Source organism: Bradyrhizobium sp. USDA 4341 (assembly GCF_054063755.1).
In genome coordinates this window covers 2,477,045-2,493,484 of the sequence record NZ_JBSSGO010000002.1, presented here as the reverse complement: position 1 = coordinate 2,493,484, position 16,440 = coordinate 2,477,045, and the positions used below count along the sequence as shown (strand labels likewise).

General features: G+C 65.5%; 14 protein-coding genes. 6 read left to right on the top strand and 8 right to left on the bottom strand.

What is annotated here, in order from left to right; all coding sequences use genetic code 11:
* Positions 1-132: 132 nt before the first annotated feature.
* The 3 genes from ACVIGB_RS17855 to ACVIGB_RS17845 are packed head-to-tail and all read right to left on the bottom strand — an operon-like array spanning position 133 to position 4,389.
* Complete coding sequence (locus ACVIGB_RS17855) at positions 133-1,104, bottom strand: HlyD family secretion protein (protein WP_456721641.1); 972 nt, start codon at positions 1,102-1,104, stop codon at positions 133-135.
* A complete protein-coding gene (locus ACVIGB_RS17850) occupies positions 1,091-3,421 on the bottom strand; it encodes an ABC transporter permease (protein WP_456721642.1) in 2,331 nt (776 codons plus the stop codon). The genes ACVIGB_RS17855 and ACVIGB_RS17850 overlap by 14 nt, the downstream gene beginning before the upstream one ends.
* Positions 3,418-4,389, bottom strand: coding sequence for an HlyD family secretion protein (locus ACVIGB_RS17845; RefSeq protein ID WP_456721643.1), 972 nt, complete (start codon positions 4,387-4,389; stop codon positions 3,418-3,420). The genes ACVIGB_RS17850 and ACVIGB_RS17845 overlap by 4 nt, the downstream gene beginning before the upstream one ends.
* A gap of 624 nt (positions 4,390-5,013) precedes the next feature.
* Between ACVIGB_RS17845 and ACVIGB_RS17840 the strand changes: the two genes are divergently transcribed.
* A complete protein-coding gene (locus ACVIGB_RS17840; protein WP_456721644.1) occupies positions 5,014-5,316 on the top strand; it encodes a hypothetical protein in 303 nt (100 codons plus the stop codon).
* A 158-nt stretch (positions 5,317-5,474) separates the two neighbouring features.
* Positions 5,475-5,627 (top strand): hypothetical protein, encoded by a 153-nt coding sequence (locus ACVIGB_RS17835; protein ID WP_173638050.1) that lies wholly within the window; start codon positions 5,475-5,477, stop codon positions 5,625-5,627.
* A 131-nt stretch (positions 5,628-5,758) separates the two neighbouring features.
* Here the strand turns inward: ACVIGB_RS17835 and ACVIGB_RS17830 are convergent, their stop codons facing one another.
* The 3 genes from ACVIGB_RS17830 to ACVIGB_RS17820 all read right to left on the bottom strand — a co-directional run bounded on the left by ACVIGB_RS17830 (position 5,759) and on the right by ACVIGB_RS17820 (position 9,709).
* On the bottom strand, positions 5,759-6,973 hold the full coding sequence (locus ACVIGB_RS17830; protein ID WP_456721645.1) for an ABC transporter substrate-binding protein: 1,215 nt from the start codon (positions 6,971-6,973) through the stop codon (positions 5,759-5,761).
* Between the two features lie 274 nt (positions 6,974-7,247).
* Positions 7,248-8,816, bottom strand: coding sequence for a DUF4403 family protein (locus ACVIGB_RS17825; protein ID WP_171947697.1), 1,569 nt, complete (start codon positions 8,814-8,816; stop codon positions 7,248-7,250).
* Between the two features lie 203 nt (positions 8,817-9,019).
* A complete protein-coding gene (locus ACVIGB_RS17820; RefSeq protein ID WP_456721646.1) occupies positions 9,020-9,709 on the bottom strand; it encodes a L,D-transpeptidase in 690 nt (229 codons plus the stop codon).
* Between the two features lie 250 nt (positions 9,710-9,959).
* On the opposite strand from ACVIGB_RS17820, the gene ACVIGB_RS17815 reads away from it, so the two are divergent.
* Positions 9,960-11,174, top strand: coding sequence for an acyltransferase family protein (locus tag ACVIGB_RS17815; RefSeq protein WP_456721647.1), 1,215 nt, complete (start codon positions 9,960-9,962; stop codon positions 11,172-11,174).
* A 25-nt stretch (positions 11,175-11,199) separates the two neighbouring features.
* On the opposite strand, the gene ACVIGB_RS17810 is transcribed toward ACVIGB_RS17815, so the two are convergent.
* Positions 11,200-11,982 (bottom strand): sulfite exporter TauE/SafE family protein, encoded by a 783-nt coding sequence (locus ACVIGB_RS17810; RefSeq protein ID WP_456721648.1) that lies wholly within the window; start codon positions 11,980-11,982, stop codon positions 11,200-11,202.
* An 80-nt stretch (positions 11,983-12,062) separates the two neighbouring features.
* On the bottom strand, positions 12,063-13,448 hold the full coding sequence (locus ACVIGB_RS17805) for a TAXI family TRAP transporter solute-binding subunit (protein ID WP_456721649.1): 1,386 nt from the start codon (positions 13,446-13,448) through the stop codon (positions 12,063-12,065).
* Between the two features lie 138 nt (positions 13,449-13,586).
* On the opposite strand from ACVIGB_RS17805, the gene ACVIGB_RS17800 reads away from it, so the two are divergent.
* The 3 genes from ACVIGB_RS17800 (at position 13,587) to ACVIGB_RS17790 (ending at position 16,223) form a co-directional block, all read left to right on the top strand.
* Positions 13,587-14,642 (top strand): glycosyltransferase family 4 protein, encoded by a 1,056-nt coding sequence (locus tag ACVIGB_RS17800; protein ID WP_456721650.1) that lies wholly within the window; start codon positions 13,587-13,589, stop codon positions 14,640-14,642.
* Between the two features lie 35 nt (positions 14,643-14,677).
* A complete protein-coding gene (locus tag ACVIGB_RS17795) occupies positions 14,678-15,367 on the top strand; it encodes a class I SAM-dependent methyltransferase (protein WP_092115972.1) in 690 nt (229 codons plus the stop codon).
* Positions 15,368-15,605: 238 nt separating this feature from the next.
* Positions 15,606-16,223: a hypothetical protein gene (locus ACVIGB_RS17790; protein ID WP_092115970.1), complete on the top strand. Its 618-nt coding sequence runs from the start codon at positions 15,606-15,608 to the stop codon at positions 16,221-16,223.
* Positions 16,224-16,440 lie beyond the last annotated feature (217 nt).

Sequence of the window (16,440 nt, the reverse complement as noted above, 5' to 3'; positions counted from 1 at the left end):
CGTTGTCTTCTTGTCGCAATCTTCTGACAGTCCGATGACTATTCGGCGAGACGGGCCCACACAAGCTTCCGCGACGCGCCGGAGGGCGACAGCACGCACCTCATTGCGGTTCGCTGCCAGGCATTGTGCGCGTCAACGTGCGATCCGGACGCTCATGCCGGGTTCGAGGCCTTCCGCGGCGCCTGCGGGGTCGAGACGCAGGCGCAGCGTGTTTCGGTCGTGATCGCCGATCACGCGCTCGGCCTGCCAGGTGGCGAACACCCCGAGCGGCCGCAACTCGGTGATGGCAGCCTTGGTGGCGGCGCCGGAACCGTTCGGTATCACGCTCACGGTCTTGCCCATCGCAAGACCGTCGAGATGGTCCTCGCGCACATTGAACGACAGCCATTGCTTGCCGGCCGCCGCGATCATCAGGATCGGCTGACCCGCACGAACGTTCTCGCCCACTTCCGCGGCGATCACGCTGACCACGCCGTCGACCGGCGCGCGCAGCACCATCTTGTCGAGACGGCGCTCGAGCACCGCGACGGCGGCCGCGGCCGCCTGCACCTGTGCGTCGGCGATGGCGCGCTCCTCCTTGGTCGGCCCCGCCATGGCGGCATCGTAATTCGCCTGGGCCGCCGCCACGCCGGCGCGCGCGGCGGCAACGTCGTTCTCGGCCTGGTCGAGCGCCTGCTGGGTTTCAAAGCTCTGGCTCGCCAGCGTGGTGATCCGCTTGAGCTGGGTCTCCACATAGTCGAGCCGTGAATTGGCCTTGGAGATCGCAGCTTTCAGCGAGTCGATCTGCTCACGGCGTACGCCGGCATAGACGTTGTCGCGGCTCGCCACCGCGGCGGCCTGCGCGGCCCGCGCCTGGTCCGCCTGTGCGGTCAACTCGACCGCGGAGAGTTTGGCGAGGACGTCGCCCGCGTGCACCTGCGCGCCTTTCTCGACTGCGATCGACAGCAGCTGGCCGTTCACTTCCGGCTCGATCCTGACCTCGGTGGAGCGGACCACGCCGACGATTGCGGGCGCCGGCGTTGCGCGGCTCTCGGCGTAGATCAGCGCACCCGCGACGAGCACAAGCGGGATCGCGACAATGGCTGCGCGCCTAGCGTTGGGCATGTTGCGGTCCTCTCTTGAACACCAGCGCGGAGATCACGGCGAGCACGAAATAGCCCAGGGCCAGGCACCACAACCTGAGCCAGTCATGCGAGACCTCCCAGATGCTGGCGCCGAGCTGGTTGATGCGCACGAGGCCGTCAATCGCCGAGTCGGCCGGAAACAGCCGGCCGAGTGCCGTGGCCGCAGGGGGGATGGCCTCGCGCGGCCATGCGAAGCCGGCGGTGAAGAACTGCGGCAGGCTGGTCGCCAGCAGCAGGATGGTGGCGTTTTCCGGCCGCGTGAACCAGGCGCCGATCGCTTGTCCCATGAAGCTCGTCGCCAGCAGGAAGACGGTCGCCAGCGCGAAGATCTGCGGCAGATGCCCGAGCGTCGAGAAACCATAGATCCGCGGCAGCACGATCAGATAGAGCGCGAGCGCCGGCAGGTAGATGGTCAGATGGGCCACGCCGCGCCCGAACACGCCTGCGACCGTGTTGCGGGAGTTCGCCAGCGCCGTGCCGGTCAGCATCGCCGCGCCGATCAACAGCGTCTGTTGCAGGATCAGGATGAACGCCGCCGGGACGATGTAGCTCGCATAGCCGCCGACCGGGTTGAAGATCGGTTGCAGCAGGACGTTGGCCGGGCTGAGGCTCGCGAGCTTCGCCTTGACCAGACTTCCGTCGGCGCGAGCGCCCCGCGACACCAGTTCGGATGTCAGCGTGCCGATCGCGGTGGCGACGGCGCCTGCGGTCGACCGGAAGATGAACAGGTAGGTGGCGTCGGCGTAAACCGGGATGTGCGCGGTGAGGCCCTTGAGCACGTCGCGTTCGGTGCCGGGCGGTATCTGCACAGCGGCAAATGCATAGCCGCGGTCGATCGCGGTGCTTGCCTCCGCGAGGGTGCGGGCGCGCACCGTCACGCTCAATGTGCCGCTGGCATCGAGCGTCTCGACGACCTGGCGTGAGAGATCGCTGAGATCATTGTCGACCACTGCGATCGGCAGCTTGCGGAGGATCTGGTTCAGATAAGGCTGCGGATAATAAATGCCGTAGACCAGCGGCGCGAGGAACAGCAGGCTGAAGGCGCTGCGCGTTCCGAGCACGCGCCGCCACTCCGCCGCGAAGGCGCCGCCGACGCCCGATGGCGCCGGCTCGCTCGCTGGCGGCTCCTCGGGCCGCGCCGTCGTAAACCAGCCCCGGCGCGTCAGGCTCGCCATGCGCAGCAAGGCGAGCGCGGCAAACAGCAGCGTGAGGCCCGCGAGCGCCGCGAAGGGAATTGCCGATTCCGAGGCCGGCAATCCGCGCGCCGCCTGTCCCATCAACACCGCCATGTACCAGCGCAGCGGCAGGATCGCGCTCCAGACCTGCGCGAAGGTATTCATGCCGATGGTGGGAAAGCCGACACCGGCATAGCCGAAGGCAGGGGAGGCGATCAGGCCGGCAAGGCCAAGCCCGGTCGCGAGGTCGCCGACCAAAAGCTGCAACAGGGCGCCGAGCGACAGATAGGCGATGATCAGAAGCAGCCCCGCTGCGATCATCAGCAGCACGTCGCCCTTGAAGGGAATCTGCAGCACGCCCTCGAGGATCAGCGGCTGGGCCAGCATGATCAGGATGAAGATCACGAACAGCGGCGCGAGCTTGCCGGCGAGTGCGGCGATCGGATCGCCGCCGGCGCTTTCGAGCCACTCCCGCGCGTTGCGGCGGCGGAATTCGGAGCCGACCGAATAGCCCGCGGCGAGCGTGATCACGACGTGGATGATCGTCGGCAGCAGCGCACGCAGCAGGAATTGCGCGTAGTTCTTCTGCGGATTGACCAGCGCGATGGTCTCCGCGGATAGCGTTCCCATCGATGCCGGGGCGGGGGCGGCGCGGTTGCCGGGAGCGGCCGCGCTCGCCGCGGCGGACAGCACATCGTTCAGGCCCGACGACGCGATGCCGGCCGCGGTCAGGAATTGCTGGTTGTAGAAGCCGACGACCTGCGGACGGCGATCCGCCTTCAGGTCGCGTTCGAAATTCGGCGGGATGAAGATCGCCGAAATCGCCTTGCCGGACCGGATGTCCTGTACGGCTGACGACAGCGAGCCGGAATCGTCGACGATCCGGAGACTCGGCGAGGCCGCGACCTGCTGCGTCAGCGCGCGCGAAGTATCCGACTTGTCGGTGTCGACGATGGTGACGCCGAGGCTGCGGATCACCGGTTGGCTGAACACGGCCGTGAGCACGACGAAGGCGAACAGCGGCACGCCGAAGATCAGCAGCAATGCCACGCGGTCGCGCAACAGCCACCGGCATTCGCGCTGTGCGACCCGCCAGAATCCGGGCTTTGAGGCCAGCCTCATTGGCGTGACCGCCAGTCGAGATAGGCGCTCATGCCGGGCCGCAGCTCGGGCACCGACTGGACCGGGTAGGCGCGGATCGAGAATGTCCGCAAGTCGAAATCGCCGGTGGCGCGGGTCGCCCGCCAGCTCGCATATTCTCCCTTGGTGGCGATCAGCTTGACCTCGACCGTGACATGACGGTCGTCGAGCGCCGGAATGCGGACGTCGAACTTGTCGCCGACCTTCAGGCCCTTGACGAGATCCTCGCGCAGATCGAAGTGGATCCAGAGATCGCCGAGATTGATCAGCGTCACCAGCGGCACGCCCGGCGAGACGAACTCGCCCGGCTCGACGTTGCGCTGATAGACTTGCGCTGCGACCGGCGCGTACACCGCGAGCTGATCGATCACCGACTGGACGCTCTGAATGTCGGCTTCGGCCTTCTCGACATTGGCTTTCGCGATCGCGCGTTCTTCCTTGGTGTAGCCGTTGACCGCCTGCTCATAGGCTGATTTCGCCTGATCGAGCCCGCGCTCGGCTTCGTGCAGCGCATCGGTGGTCTGGTCGAGACGGGCCTGCGGCGCGTTGCCTTGCTCGGTCAGTGTCTTGGCGCGATCAAAGGTTTTCTGCGCCAGCACCTGCGCGGCCTCCGCGCGCTCCATTTCCGCCTTCCGCGCAGCAATGGTTTCCACCCGCGTTCCAACCATCACGTTGGCGAGCTGCGCATCCGCAACGGCCTTGGCGGCGCGCATCTGGTCTTGCTTTGCAAGCGTTTCCGGATTGTCGATGCTCACCAGGACGGCGCCCGCCGCCACATTCTGTCCGCGTTCGACCGGGATGTCCTTGACCCGTCCGTCGACGCGCGCGGCGATATCGAGCCGCGTCGCATCGACCTCGCCCTGCACGAGCAGCGGCTCGGGCCGCAGCAGATAATAGATCGACAGCGCAACGATGATCGCGGCAACGACGCCGACGATGATGGCCGGCATGCGCGTTGCTGCGTGCGCATTGTCCTGGGGGGCTGCTTGTGTTGGCTCCGACGTGCTTCGGCTCTCGTTACCAGAAGGTGACACGTCCATAGCTGACCCCACATTGGCTCATGACCAGGATAGTCATTCACTATGGCGTGGATGTTAAATCCTGCCAACCTCGGCAGCCTGTCCGATCCGGCTCGAATTTGACCGAAGCAACCGCGTCCGGTGCTGTCGAAGCGATCTCGCTTCGATGTGCGCCGCATCGACGCGCGGTTGCATGCACAATTCCAGCGGCGCGGGATTTGGGCCGTGCATCGGCCGGACGCTTTGAAGCACGGGTAGCCCGCATGCTCGGTGCACGTGACCAGCCATGTTGCCGTGACGTTGAAGCTGGGTTCCGCCCAGGTTCGCGCCTGCGATCGCCAGCGTGCCCGCTGACTTTCGCGCCGCTGCCGCGTGGCCCGAGCAGGCCGCCATTGCGGGCCGCGCATGGCATCGCCGGTCACACGGATATTTGAAGCCCCGCGCCCGAATAAATCGTATCCGATTAAATCGGGATACTTGAAGACCAGTCGTGCGATGCCTTTATCAGGCGCGAGCGAATTAATCGTATGCGATATAAATCGCGGGAGCGTTACCATGACTACCAGGATTTCCCACGTCGCCAGGACATTCAGAACCACGACGTTCAGAACCATCGCGCTGGCTGTGGCGCTGTCGGCCATCACGGCGACGGCCGCCTCGGCCCAGGCCGCGATCTCCGAGCCGGCAGCCTACCAGGCGCTGTATCCGTATCGGGACGTGCTCAATAACGGCGCGCCGACGCCGGCGGCCAAGTTGGTGTTGCTGCCGCCCGCGGTGCTGCAAGCGCTGCAGGCGCAGGAGAGCGGCATCGGCGTCGTTAATGTGCCGAGCCGCAGTTCGCATCGTGCCCGGCGCTGATGCCCAGCAGAGAGGATGTGCGTCGATCGACCCACATCCTCAAACCGGATCAGACCAACTCTCGCGTCTGTGATTGAATGATAATAATCATCCCATTGATCGCCGGCGCGGCTCGACTACGTCGAAATTGAGTGGCTTCCTTATGACGGAGACGTTCCATGACCAAGCAGATCGACGACCTCTCAAGGTACTATCGTTATGAGCTCGTGCACGGCGACCATGCCGATTTCATCGCCTATCAACGCAATCTGGGCGACGGCGTCTGGCAGACGTATTCGACCTGGATGATCCCGCGCGCGAATGGCGAATAGCGCCGGCTGACGCGGGCGATTACCGGGACCTGCCGCGGAAAGAAAAATGCGCCCGGTGCCGGCCGGGCGCATTTCTTGTTGGCTGTCATCAGGCGCACATCCGGGCGACCCGGCCCGCGGCAGCGTGCTCGTCAGTTTGACTTCACCAGCGGGCAGCCGCCCTTGTCGAGCGGGCGGAACGCTTCGTCGCCGGGCACGGTGGCGATCAGCTTGTAGAGATCCCACTCGCCCTTGGATTCCTCGGGCTTCTTGGTTTCGAACAGATACATGTCGTGCACCATCCGGCCGTCGATCCGGATATGGCCGTTCTTGGCGAAGAAGTCGTTGACCGGCGTCTTGCGCATCTGCTCCATCACCTTCGGCGCCTCGTCGGTGCCGATGGCTTCGATCGCCTTCAGGTAATGCATCGTCGCCGAGTAGAGCCCGGCCTGGATCATGGTCGGCATGTGGCCGACCTTCTCGTTGAAGCGCTTCGAGAAGGCACGGGTTTCGTCGTTCATGTCCCAGTAGAAGGCGTCGGTGACGATCAGGCCCTGTGTCGCCTTCAGCCCCAGCGCGTGGGTGTCGGTGATTTCCATCAGCAGCGCGATCAGCTTCTGGCCGCCCTGGGCGAGGCCGAACTCGGCGGCCTGCTTCAGCGCGGTGGTGGTGTCGCCGCCGGCATTCGCCAGCGCCACGACCTTGGCCTTGGAGGCCTGCGCCTGCAGCAGGAAGGACGAGAAGTCCGACGAGTTGAGCGGATGGCGCACGTCGCCGAGCACCTTGCCGCCGGTCTCCTTGACGACGTTGGCGGCGTCGCGCTCCAGCGCCATGCCGAAGGCGTAGTCGGCGGTGACGAAGAACCAGGTGTCCTCGCCGCGCTTGACCATCGCCTTGCCGGCGACGTTCGACAGCGCGTAGGTGTCGTAGGTCCAGTGCACGGTGTTGGGCGAGCAGGCGGTGCCGGTGATATCGGAGGAGCCGCCGCCGGAGTTGATGTGGATCTTGTTCTTCTCGCGCGTCAGCGCCGAGATCGGCAGCGCGACCGACGAGGTCGGCACGTCGAGGACCGCATCGACCTTCTCGTTGTCGTACCAGTTGCGCGCGATGCTGACGCCGACGTCGGGCTTGTTCTGGTGATCGGCCACGACGACCTGGACCGGCTTGCCCTTCACCTTGCCGCCGTAATCTGCGACCGCCATCTCGACCGCGGCGACCGAGCCCTTGCCGGTGGCGTCCGCATAGAGGCTCGACATGTCGGTGAGCACGCCGAGCTTGACGACGTCGTCGGAGATCTGGGCGTTCGCCGCGGCGCCGGAGACCGCGAGCGCGAGGCCGGCCGCTGCTGCGGCCAAGAGCGATTTCATCGTGTTTCTCTCCCTGATCTTTTCCTTGGGGGTTGCTTCCACGAGGCACCTTCTATCCGGTGCGGCAACCCGTCGCAAAGGCGACTTTTTGGGCATGCGGCGGACCGAATCTTCTCCCTCTCCCCGCTCTTCGCGGGGAGAGGGTTGGGGTGAGGGGCCTTCTCCACGAGTGGCGATTGTAGTGAGGCCTGTACCCCTCACCCGGATTGCTTCGCAATCCGACTGCTCCCCGCAAGCGGGGCGAGGTAAAAGAGCAATCCGCTCGAGCGGCGTCTTACAGCGCCGGTAGCGCGGTGACGGCGGCCTTGATGGTGCCGTCGGTCTCCACGATCACCCGGAGCGTCTTCGAATCGAACGCGATGCCGGCGAGGCGGATGCTGTTGACGTCGGCGTCGACGCGGATGCCTTCCTCGTTCTTCTGCAGGTCGGCGATGGCGGCGGTGATCTTCCGCTGCGCGTTGGTCGCGAATGGCTTCAGGTCGACGACCAGCCGGTCGGCGAGCGCCTGCTGCAAATGCGGGATCGCCGCGCGCGCGGCGGCGCCGAGCAGGCCGAACGCGGCTTCGGACTCGACCGCCAGCTCGACGTCGGCGAGCCGCAACGTCTGCGCCGCCTGGTCGAGCCGTGGCCGGCCCCAGATGTGCACGGTCGCCTCGGCGCCGAAGCCGAAGAAGCTCTTCTTCTCCTTGGCGTGCACCAGCAGCGAGATCAAGAGCCGGTCGCCGGAGGCGGCGATGCTCGCACTCTTGACGGTCACGTCGACCGGGCCGGAGCCGTCCTCGGGGAACGTCTTGCCCTTCAACTGCGCCTCGACGAGCTGCGTCAGCGTGGTGAAGGACATGTCGACCGGCAGGCCGACCGAGACCTGGCTCGGCATCGGCGGCACGATCGAGAGCTTGTCGGGGAACGGGCAGTTCGGCGTGGTCTGCGTCTCCGTGATCCGCGTCTCGGCCTCGATCCCCATGGTCAGGATCAGCGAGGACGCATCGACCTTCGGCTGCGCCGCGATCGCGCGGGTCGGCCGCAGCTCGAGCCACATCGGCGGCATCGACGCGGTGCCGCCGGTGCCCTGCAGCGGGATCGAGCGGCAGGCCTTGACCCATTGCGTGCGGGCGGCGTTCTGGAACACGGGGTTGTTCTGCAACCGCGCCTCGACCACGGAAATCTGGTCGGCGACCGCCTTGTCGATGACCGGCTTGACCTGGGCCGGCACGCTGATGCGGACGCCGGCGGCCGACAGGCTGGTGTCGCCAAGATTGACCTGCGCCTGCAGGTTCGGCTCGATCCGCCAGGACGCGCCGAGCTTCGGCCGCGCGGTCAGCGTGACGCTGCCCTTGATGTCGGCATTGGCGTTGATGTTCTTGATGTTCACGGCGCCGATCTGCTTGGCGACATTGCCGCCGAGCAGACTGCCGAGCGCGTCGCTGACCGCGCCGGTCGCCTTCGCGGACAGTGAGCCGGTGACCTTGAGCGTGCCGTTGATCGGGGTCGTCAGCGTCAGCACGTCCTGCGCGCCGGTGGCTGCGATCGGCCCGCGCGAGGCGGTCCAGCCGATGTCGGCATTTTGCAGGATTTGCTGGACCGGATTGTCGGCCTTGCCGCCGAAGGTCTTCGGCGCACCGCGTTCGGCGGCATCGCGGATCGCCGACAGCGCGACCGAGACCTGCGCCACGACCGTCGAGGAGCGCGGCGCCTGCGGCAGCGGCGGCAGCTGCACGAGCGGCGGCGTCTGCACCGTGACGCTCGGCGCGAGCCAGTCCATGGCCTTGAGGCTGATCGCGAACGAGACCAGCACCACCGTGAGCCCGAGCGCGATCGTTCTTGGATGCATCGGTAGACGCATCATTCCCCCGGATGAAATCAACTTGACGGGGTTGTACAGGCCCGCCGACGAGGGCGCCAGTGTGGCGGGATCAAGCTGCTTCGGGGGCGGGCCGGTCGCCCGAGATCACCTGTAAGTTAACGATCTAGACGTTAACGATGATGAACGCTACGACGGCCCCGGCATCGTGCCGGAGCCGTCGTCAATGTTTGAATGTGTCGGGCCTAGCGGACGGCCGAGCCGAGGTCGGCGCGGCGGTCGGTCATCGGCAGCACGATCACCTTGGTGCCGACGTTGACCCGCGAATAGAGGTCGGTGACGTCCTCATTGGTGAGGCGCAGGCAGCCGGAGGAGACGTGGGTGCCGATCGTCTCCGGCGCGTTGGTGCCGTGGATGCGGTACACGGTGCCGCCGAGATACATGGCGCGGGCGCCGAGCGGGTTGCCGGGGCCGCCGGCCATCTGGCGCGGCAGATAGGGCTGGCGGGCGATCATTTCCGGCGGCGGGGTCCAATCCGGCCACTCCGCCTTCTTGGTGATGGTCTGGGTGCCCGACCAGGTGAAGCCGTCGCGGCCGACGCCGATGCCGTAGCGCATGGCCTTGCCGCCTCCGAGCACGAGATAGAGATAGGTGTGCGGGGTATCGATGATGATGGTGCCGGGTGCCTCGCGGGTCGGATAGGCGACGACCTGGCGGCGAAGGCGGGCAGGCAATTCGACGGAACGGTCTTCGTCCTGCGCCTGCGGCATCGACTGCACCGGCGGCTGCACCGCCTCGGTCGGCGGCGTCAGGATGAAGGGAAACAGCGGCAGCGGAGCGGCCGCGGCGAAGCCCGAGAAAGCGACGGTGCCGATCGCCAGCGCACCGAAGGCGGCGGCAGCGAGACGTGCGTTCAGCTTGATGGAATTGAACATTGTCGACCCCTGTTGTTTGCGCCCTGCGCGCCAGTTCCGGCGCGTCGTTGGGTCAAACCAGTACAGGTGAGGCGTTTCAGGACGTTTGCACGAAATCGCCAAAATGGTTTCGTGCCGTTAGGGATTTGTTTCGTCGGTGTTTCGTCGCACGGTTAAGGGCGGGTTGCCGGGTAGGTTGTACCGCATCAGGACATCTATCCTGGCACGAGGCTTGCTGTCCGAAGGCGTGGTTTGGAATGGAGTGGAAGTCATGCCAGCGCCTTCGATCGGGAGCATGCTGGATCAGCAGAAGGGCTTTGGTCCCGGGTTCGATTTTCTCCGTGTTGCGCTCGCCATTTCCGTCGTCGCAGGACATACGTCCTATGTTGCCACCGGGCGCGGCGACTCCGATTTGACGGGGATCTTCTGGTTTCCGCAATTTGCCATCCTCGTGATGTTTTTCGCATTGAGCGGATTCCTGATCGCCGCAAGCGGGCTGCGGCTCAGCCTGAAGGAATTCCTGATCAATCGCGGAATGCGGATCATTCCGGCGCTCGCGGTCGAGATCGTGCTGTCGGCGTTGATCCTCGGACCGATCTTCACCACGCTGCCGCTCTGGGACTATTTCACCAGCGCCGGCACCTACAAATATTTCACGAATGTCGTCGGCCTCGTGAACTACACGCTGCCGGGCGTGTTCAGCAGCAATCCCGCGCCGGAGGTCAACAGTTCGCTGTGGACCGTGCCGTTCGAATATGGCTGCTACGCGGTGATGGCGGTCATCATGACCTTGGGGCTGCTGCGCAGGCCGGCGCTGATCGTGCTCGGCGTCGTCGTCCTGGTCGGCATCGGCTTTGCGGTGCAGATCACGGGGCATGCCGCAACGCCGTCGCAACTGCCTCCGGGCGTCGCCGGCTCGCTGCATGACAAGGTCTTCAGCACGGCGCTGTTCCTCGGGCGCGGCGCGAAACTGCCGGTTGCCTGCCTGCTCGGGATCGCGATCTACCTTTACCGCGACCGCATTCCCTATGACGGGCGCATTCTCGCCGTCTGTTGCGCGCTCTGCCTCGGGGCCGCGTTGCTCGGACCGGCCGCTTGGATCACCCAGCCTGTCCTCAATGCCGTCATTGCTCCGGCGCTGGTCTACATCACCGTGTTCCTCGGTGTCTCGAAGCTGCCGCGGCTGCCGCTGTTTTCAAGGGGCGACTATTCCTACGGGATCTATCTGTACGGCTTTCCGATGCAGCAGGTGGTGAAGGTGTGGCTGCCGAACGCGTCGCTGATTGTCCAGTTCGCCGTCGCGCTGGTGCTGATCACGGCGTTCGCGGCGTTCTCCTGGCACTGGATCGAGAAGCCGGTCCTGAAGCTGCGCCGCCATTTCTCGTTCGTGGCGCGCAAGCGGCTCGAGCCGGAGGATATGGTCGAGATGCTCGAGGGGATCGGGCCGCTTGCCATCAGCGTCAGCGGCAGCAGGCGATCTTCCTGACGAGCAGCAACAACGTCGCCTGCGCTCAGAGCCGGATGTATCCGGCCAGTCCGTCCCACAGCAGCTTGGCCGCGGTGATGACGAGAATGGCGTAGCAGGCGCGGTACAGCGCCCGCTGGTCGAGGCGTTCGTGCAGCCGCCAACCGGCCCAGACGCCGACCGGCACGGCCGGCACGCAAAGCGCCATCAGCATCCACAGGCTTCGCGACGGCGTGGCGAGCACGAGCCACGGACCGGCCTTCAGGAGGTTGCCGACCGTGAAGAACAGGCTGGTGGTGCCGGCGTAGAGCGCCTTCGACATGCCGAGCGGCAGCAGGTACATCGCAAGCGGTGGTCCGCCCGAATGGGCAACCATCGTTGTGACGCCGGAAGAGAGCCCGGCGAGCGTCGCCTTGATCGTCGAGCGCGGCCGCGGCTTGATCTCGCCGCCGCCGATGAACCACAACGCGGCGAACGCCAGCGTCACCAGGCCCATCACGATCTCGACGGCATGCCGGTCGAGATCGCGCAGCGCGAAGTAGCCGAGAACGATCCCGACCACGAGCGCCGGCAGCAGCATCGCGAGGTCGACGCGCGACCAGGTGCTCGGGCGCCAGAAACGCAGCGCCGTAAGGTCCATGACGATGAACAATGGCGCAAGCAGCGCGCCGGCCGCAATCGGGTCCATCGCCAGCGAGAGCAGCGGGATGCCGACAATGGCAAAGCCGCCGCCGAACGCGCCCTTCATGAAGGAGATCAGGAACACGCCGGCCAGCGCGACCGCGAACACGAATGGCGCGGGCAGGTCGGCGATGAGGGATGCGATCATGGTGTGGCGCAGCATGGGGGCGTACGCATGCAGGCGCAATCCAAACATTGCTCTCGGTGCAATTGGTGTGCCCGAGCAGGCTAGCTTGCGCGTATCCGCGGTAGGCCCGGCCGGTCGCCGTTGATCACGGCGCGGCGGTCGGAGACGGCGTGATGGAATTGCTCGAGCGTCAGTCCGATCGCCGAGAGATCGCCGTCCTCGATCGCGCCGTCGTCGTAGCAATCGAGCGCCTCCCGCAGCAGCGCGTCGGCATCGCTCTGCATTGCCGCGAGTTCCTCCGGCGTCTCGGCGCCGCGCACCCGCGAGATCAGCGTCAGCAGACCGTCGCGATGGGTGATGTAACGCTCGCGCTCGTCGCGCTTCACGTAGTGGCGCAACCAGGCGCCCGCCGTGCCGAGGCCGGAGACCAGCAGGATGCCGCCCCAGATGTAGTCGGAGTATTTTTCGAGGAAGGTGCGTTCGGTACCGTCGATATAGGCGGCCGCGCCCTGATGCGCCGGCAGCGCGGCATCCTTGTCGGTGTCCGGCTTCTCGATCTTGGCCGCCGCCGGCACGTCGCGCGCGACCTGAAGCCGCTGCGTGAACAACTGCCGATCGAGTGCGCCGACGGTTGCCTCGTGCAGCGCATGTTGCGCGATGATGAGGTGATTGACGCCGACGGTCTCGATCTTGTCCTCGGGCCGGGCCGGCGAAGAGGAGAAGATGCTGCCGGCGATCTCCTCGGACTCATAGAGCGGATGCTTCTGCGCGATCGCTTCCGAGACATCGACGGGGAGGAATTTCGGTTCGCCGCGCGCCGCCGCCGTCGCCGCGATCGCTTCCGCCGTGATCTTGCTGTCGAGCGGCCCGACGGACATGTAGGCGTCGAGCGAGGGATCGCGCGCGAGATCGGCGACCTTGTTGACGGCGAACTGGCTGATCGCAACCTTGTCGGGGTTGACGCCGGACTCGGTGAGGATCACGCGCAGCAGCGTGACGTTGGCCGGGGTGCTGCCGACGACACCGACCTTGTGGCCGGGGAGATCGTCGATGCTCTTGATCTTCGCAGACCGCGGCTTGCCTTTCCCGCCCGACGGTGCCCACAGCACAACGACATTCTTGCGCAGGACCGCAACCGCCTCGGCGCTCGCCGGCAGACTGAGATCGCCGCGCACGACCGCGAGGTCGACCTTGTTCGCGGTGAACAGCGCGATGCTTTCGGCGGCCCCCTGTGTCGTGACCGGCTTCAGCCGCACCGAATTGCCGTCACGCGCGAAGGCCTGCGCGAACGCCTGGATGAGCTTGACGTCGTCACTGCCGGTCGGGCCGACCGCGATCTTCAGCGTCACCGGACGCAGCCCGTAGAACAGCAGGCCTGCGGCGACGGCGAACACGAAGATGCCGGCCGCCAGGATCAGGAGCGACGAGTTTCGCCGTTTGAGCCTGCGGCGCGTGGTGCCGGGATGTTCACTCTGCTGCTCTGACATCTGGCTGTCATGTTACACGAAAAACCGGCAGTTCGCCGTGAAAAACAACCTAACATTTCGATGACGTCATACGTTTGAAACATCCATGTCAGAACGTCGTGCGAGCAGAATCAAGATTAACGATTTGGGTCTCCTGCGATGCGCATACTCGTTGCGACCGATGCTTGGCATCCGCAAGTCAACGGCGTGGTTCGGACGCTGACGTCGCTTGCGCGCAGCGCAGCGACCCTCGGCGCCGAGATCGAATTCCTCACCCCCGACGGTTTCCGTTCCGTCGGCGTGCCGACCTATCCGGGCCTGCGCATGGCGCTGCCGAATCGCCGCGAGATCGCGCGCCGGATCGAGGAGGCCGCGCCCGAGGCGATCCACATCGCGACCGAAGGACCGATCGGCTGGGCGGTGCGCGGCTATTGCCAGCGCAACAAGCTCGCGTTCACCACATCCTATACAACGCGCTTCCCGGAATATGTTTCGGTGCGCACCGGAATTCCCGACAGCGTCGGCTATGCCGTGCTGCGCCACTTCCACGCGGCCGGATCGATGACGATGGTCGCGACCGACTCGCTGCGATCAGAGCTTGCCGAGCGTGGCTTCCGCAAGCTCGGCTTCTGGACCCGCGGCGTTGACACCAAAATCTTCAATCCCGACCAGCCGGCGCTGCTCGACCTGCCGCGGCCGATCTTCATGACCATGGGCCGCGTCGCGGTGGAGAAGAATCTCGACGCCTTCCTGTCGCTGGATCTGCCGGGCTCCAAGGTCGTGGTCGGCGACGGTCCGCAACGGGCGGCGCTGGAACAGAAATATCCCGACGCGATTTTCCTCGGCGAGAAGAAGGGCCAGGACTTGACCTCGCACCTCGCCGCCGCCGACGTCTTCGTGTTCCCGAGCCTGACCGACACCTTCGGCGTCGTGCAGCTCGAGGCGCTGGCCTGCGGCACGCCGGTTGCGGCGTTCCCGGTCACCGGCCCGAAGGACGTCATCGCGGATCATCCGATCGGCGCGATCGACAACGATCTGCGCAGCGCCTGCCTGCGCGCGCTGAACATGTCGCGCGCCCACTGCCGCAATTTTGCGTTGGAGCGTTCCTGGGAAAACAGTGCGCGTCAGTTCATCGGCAATCTGGCCACGTTGCAGCCGAGCCGCGCGCCGCGGCCCGCCCGCCGCGTTGCCGGCCGCAGTGCGGTTCCGAATTAACAGCTCAAACGAACGAAAGACGAGAGACCTAATCTATGGCTGAAATCATCAAGCTGGGCGCCGACCGTTCCATGGACTTCGACCGCGAAACGGTCGAGCAGGCCTATGACCGCTGGGCGCCGATCTACGACCTCGTGTTCGGCGGCGTGTTCAGCAAGGGCCGGCAGGCTGCGATCCAGGCCACCAACAAGATCGGCGGCCGTGTGCTCGAGGTCGGCGTCGGCACCGGCATCTCGCTGCCGCTTTATAGCCAAAATGTGCGCATCTTCGGCACCGACATCTCCGAGGCGATGCTCGAGAAGGCCAAGAAGCGGGTGGCCGAGCAGGGCCTCAAGAATGTCGAGGGCCTCGCGGTGATGGACGCCGAGAAGCTCGAATTCCCCGACGATTCGTTCGACGTGGTGATGGCGCAGTACGTGCTGTCCGCGGTGCCGAACCCGGAAGCCGCGCTCGACGAGTTCGCCCGCGTGGTGCGTCCGGGCGGCGAGCTGATCATCCTGACCCGCGTCAGCGCCGATGCCGGCGTCCGCCGCTTCATCGAGCAGAAGCTGCAGCCGGTGGTGCGCCCGCTCGGGTTCCGGACCGCCGAATTCGCCTGGTCGCGCTACACCAAGTGGCTGGCCGGCGCGCGCGGCATGGAGCTCGCGGAGCGCCGCCTGATCCCGCCGCTCGGCCATTTCTCGCTGGTCCGCTTCCGCAAGGCGGACGTCGCCAAAGCCGCCTGAGGCGGTTGGCCAGGCGGCTCAGCCCGCCGGTCCTCCGGGTGAGGTGGCGCACAGCGCGCCCTAGCCAGGAGGCTACGATTTTCTTCGCCTCATCCCCGCAAACCTCGCCGGGATGAGGCAAGACCCTTCTCCGGTTGCGTCAAGGCGTCGCTCCGCATTGTCATATGTCATTATGATGATGTCACACGCGATACATCGAATCCCTGTAAATCCTGTCCCGAAGATGTTGGGGGAACCAATGATCAAGAATTTTCTGCAAGAGCTCCGTACCCAGCGCTGGGATGACCATCGCTTCTACCATCACAGCCGGATCAACCAGAGCCTGCACTTTGTCAGCGCGCTGAGCTTCCTGTTCGCCTATGTGATGCTGTTCTTCGATCCGGTCGTGTCGGCACTGGTCGGCTGGCTGGTCTCGATGACCTCACGCCAGGCCGGTCACTTCTTCTTCGAGCCGAAGGGGTATGACCACGTCAACCAGGCGACCCACGAGCACAAGGAAGACATCAAGGTCGGCTACAACCTGCAGCGCAAGGTCGTGCTGATGGCGATCTGGGCGCTGTCGCCGATGGTGCTGTACTTCGATCCGACCCTGTTCGGCCTGTTCAAGCCCTGGGTCACGATGGGCGACTTCACCCGTCAGGTGGCCAAGGTCTGGCTCGTGGTCGGCATCGGCGGTCTCCTGTTCCGCACCATCCATCTGTTCTTCATCCGCGACATCGAGACCGGCCTCGTCTGGATGACCAAGATCGTCACCGACCCCTTCCATGACCTGAAGCTCTATCACAAGGCGCCGCTGTTCCTGATGAAGGGCGAGCTGATCGATCCGGGTCTCGAGAAGCACGTCAAGCACGCCTGATCGTTGCTCCAATATCTTTCCGATATGCGTCATGCCCGGGCTTGTCCCGGGCATCTACGTCTTGGGACGCCGCAACAACAAGGTCTCGTCTTGAAGCTTCTCGTCTGTGCACTCTCTTCACCTCGCCCCGCGTGCGGGGAGAGGTCGGATTGCATCGCCAGATGCAATCCGGGTGAGGGGGGCTCACAGCGAGTCCGTCTGTTACCGATTTTGTGGA

Coding starts and splice junctions, on each gene's coding strand:
- ACVIGB_RS17845 (WP_456721643.1), bottom strand. CDS start 4,389: ATGCCGGCCATCATCGTCGGCGTCGTTGCCGCGATCATCGTTGCGCTG.
- ACVIGB_RS17815 (WP_456721647.1), top strand. CDS start 9,960: ATGCCAGCGCCTTCGATCGGGAGCATGCTGGATCAGCAGAAGGGCTTT.
- ACVIGB_RS17840 (WP_456721644.1), top strand. CDS start 5,014: ATGACTACCAGGATTTCCCACGTCGCCAGGACATTCAGAACCACGACG.
- ACVIGB_RS17800 (WP_456721650.1), top strand. CDS start 13,587: ATGCGCATACTCGTTGCGACCGATGCTTGGCATCCGCAAGTCAACGGC.
- ACVIGB_RS17825 (WP_171947697.1), bottom strand. CDS start 8,816: ATGCGTCTACCGATGCATCCAAGAACGATCGCGCTCGGGCTCACGGTG.
- ACVIGB_RS17830 (WP_456721645.1), bottom strand. CDS start 6,973: ATGAAATCGCTCTTGGCCGCAGCAGCGGCCGGCCTCGCGCTCGCGGTC.
- ACVIGB_RS17850 (WP_456721642.1), bottom strand. CDS start 3,421: ATGAGGCTGGCCTCAAAGCCCGGATTCTGGCGGGTCGCACAGCGCGAA.
- ACVIGB_RS17795 (WP_092115972.1), top strand. CDS start 14,678: ATGGCTGAAATCATCAAGCTGGGCGCCGACCGTTCCATGGACTTCGAC.
- ACVIGB_RS17835 (WP_173638050.1), top strand. CDS start 5,475: ATGACCAAGCAGATCGACGACCTCTCAAGGTACTATCGTTATGAGCTC.
- ACVIGB_RS17855 (WP_456721641.1), bottom strand. CDS start 1,104: ATGCCCAACGCTAGGCGCGCAGCCATTGTCGCGATCCCGCTTGTGCTC.
- ACVIGB_RS17805 (WP_456721649.1), bottom strand. CDS start 13,448: ATGTCAGAGCAGCAGAGTGAACATCCCGGCACCACGCGCCGCAGGCTC.
- ACVIGB_RS17810 (WP_456721648.1), bottom strand. CDS start 11,982: ATGATCGCATCCCTCATCGCCGACCTGCCCGCGCCATTCGTGTTCGCG.
- ACVIGB_RS17820 (WP_456721646.1), bottom strand. CDS start 9,709: ATGTTCAATTCCATCAAGCTGAACGCACGTCTCGCTGCCGCCGCCTTC.
- ACVIGB_RS17790 (WP_092115970.1), top strand. CDS start 15,606: ATGATCAAGAATTTTCTGCAAGAGCTCCGTACCCAGCGCTGGGATGAC.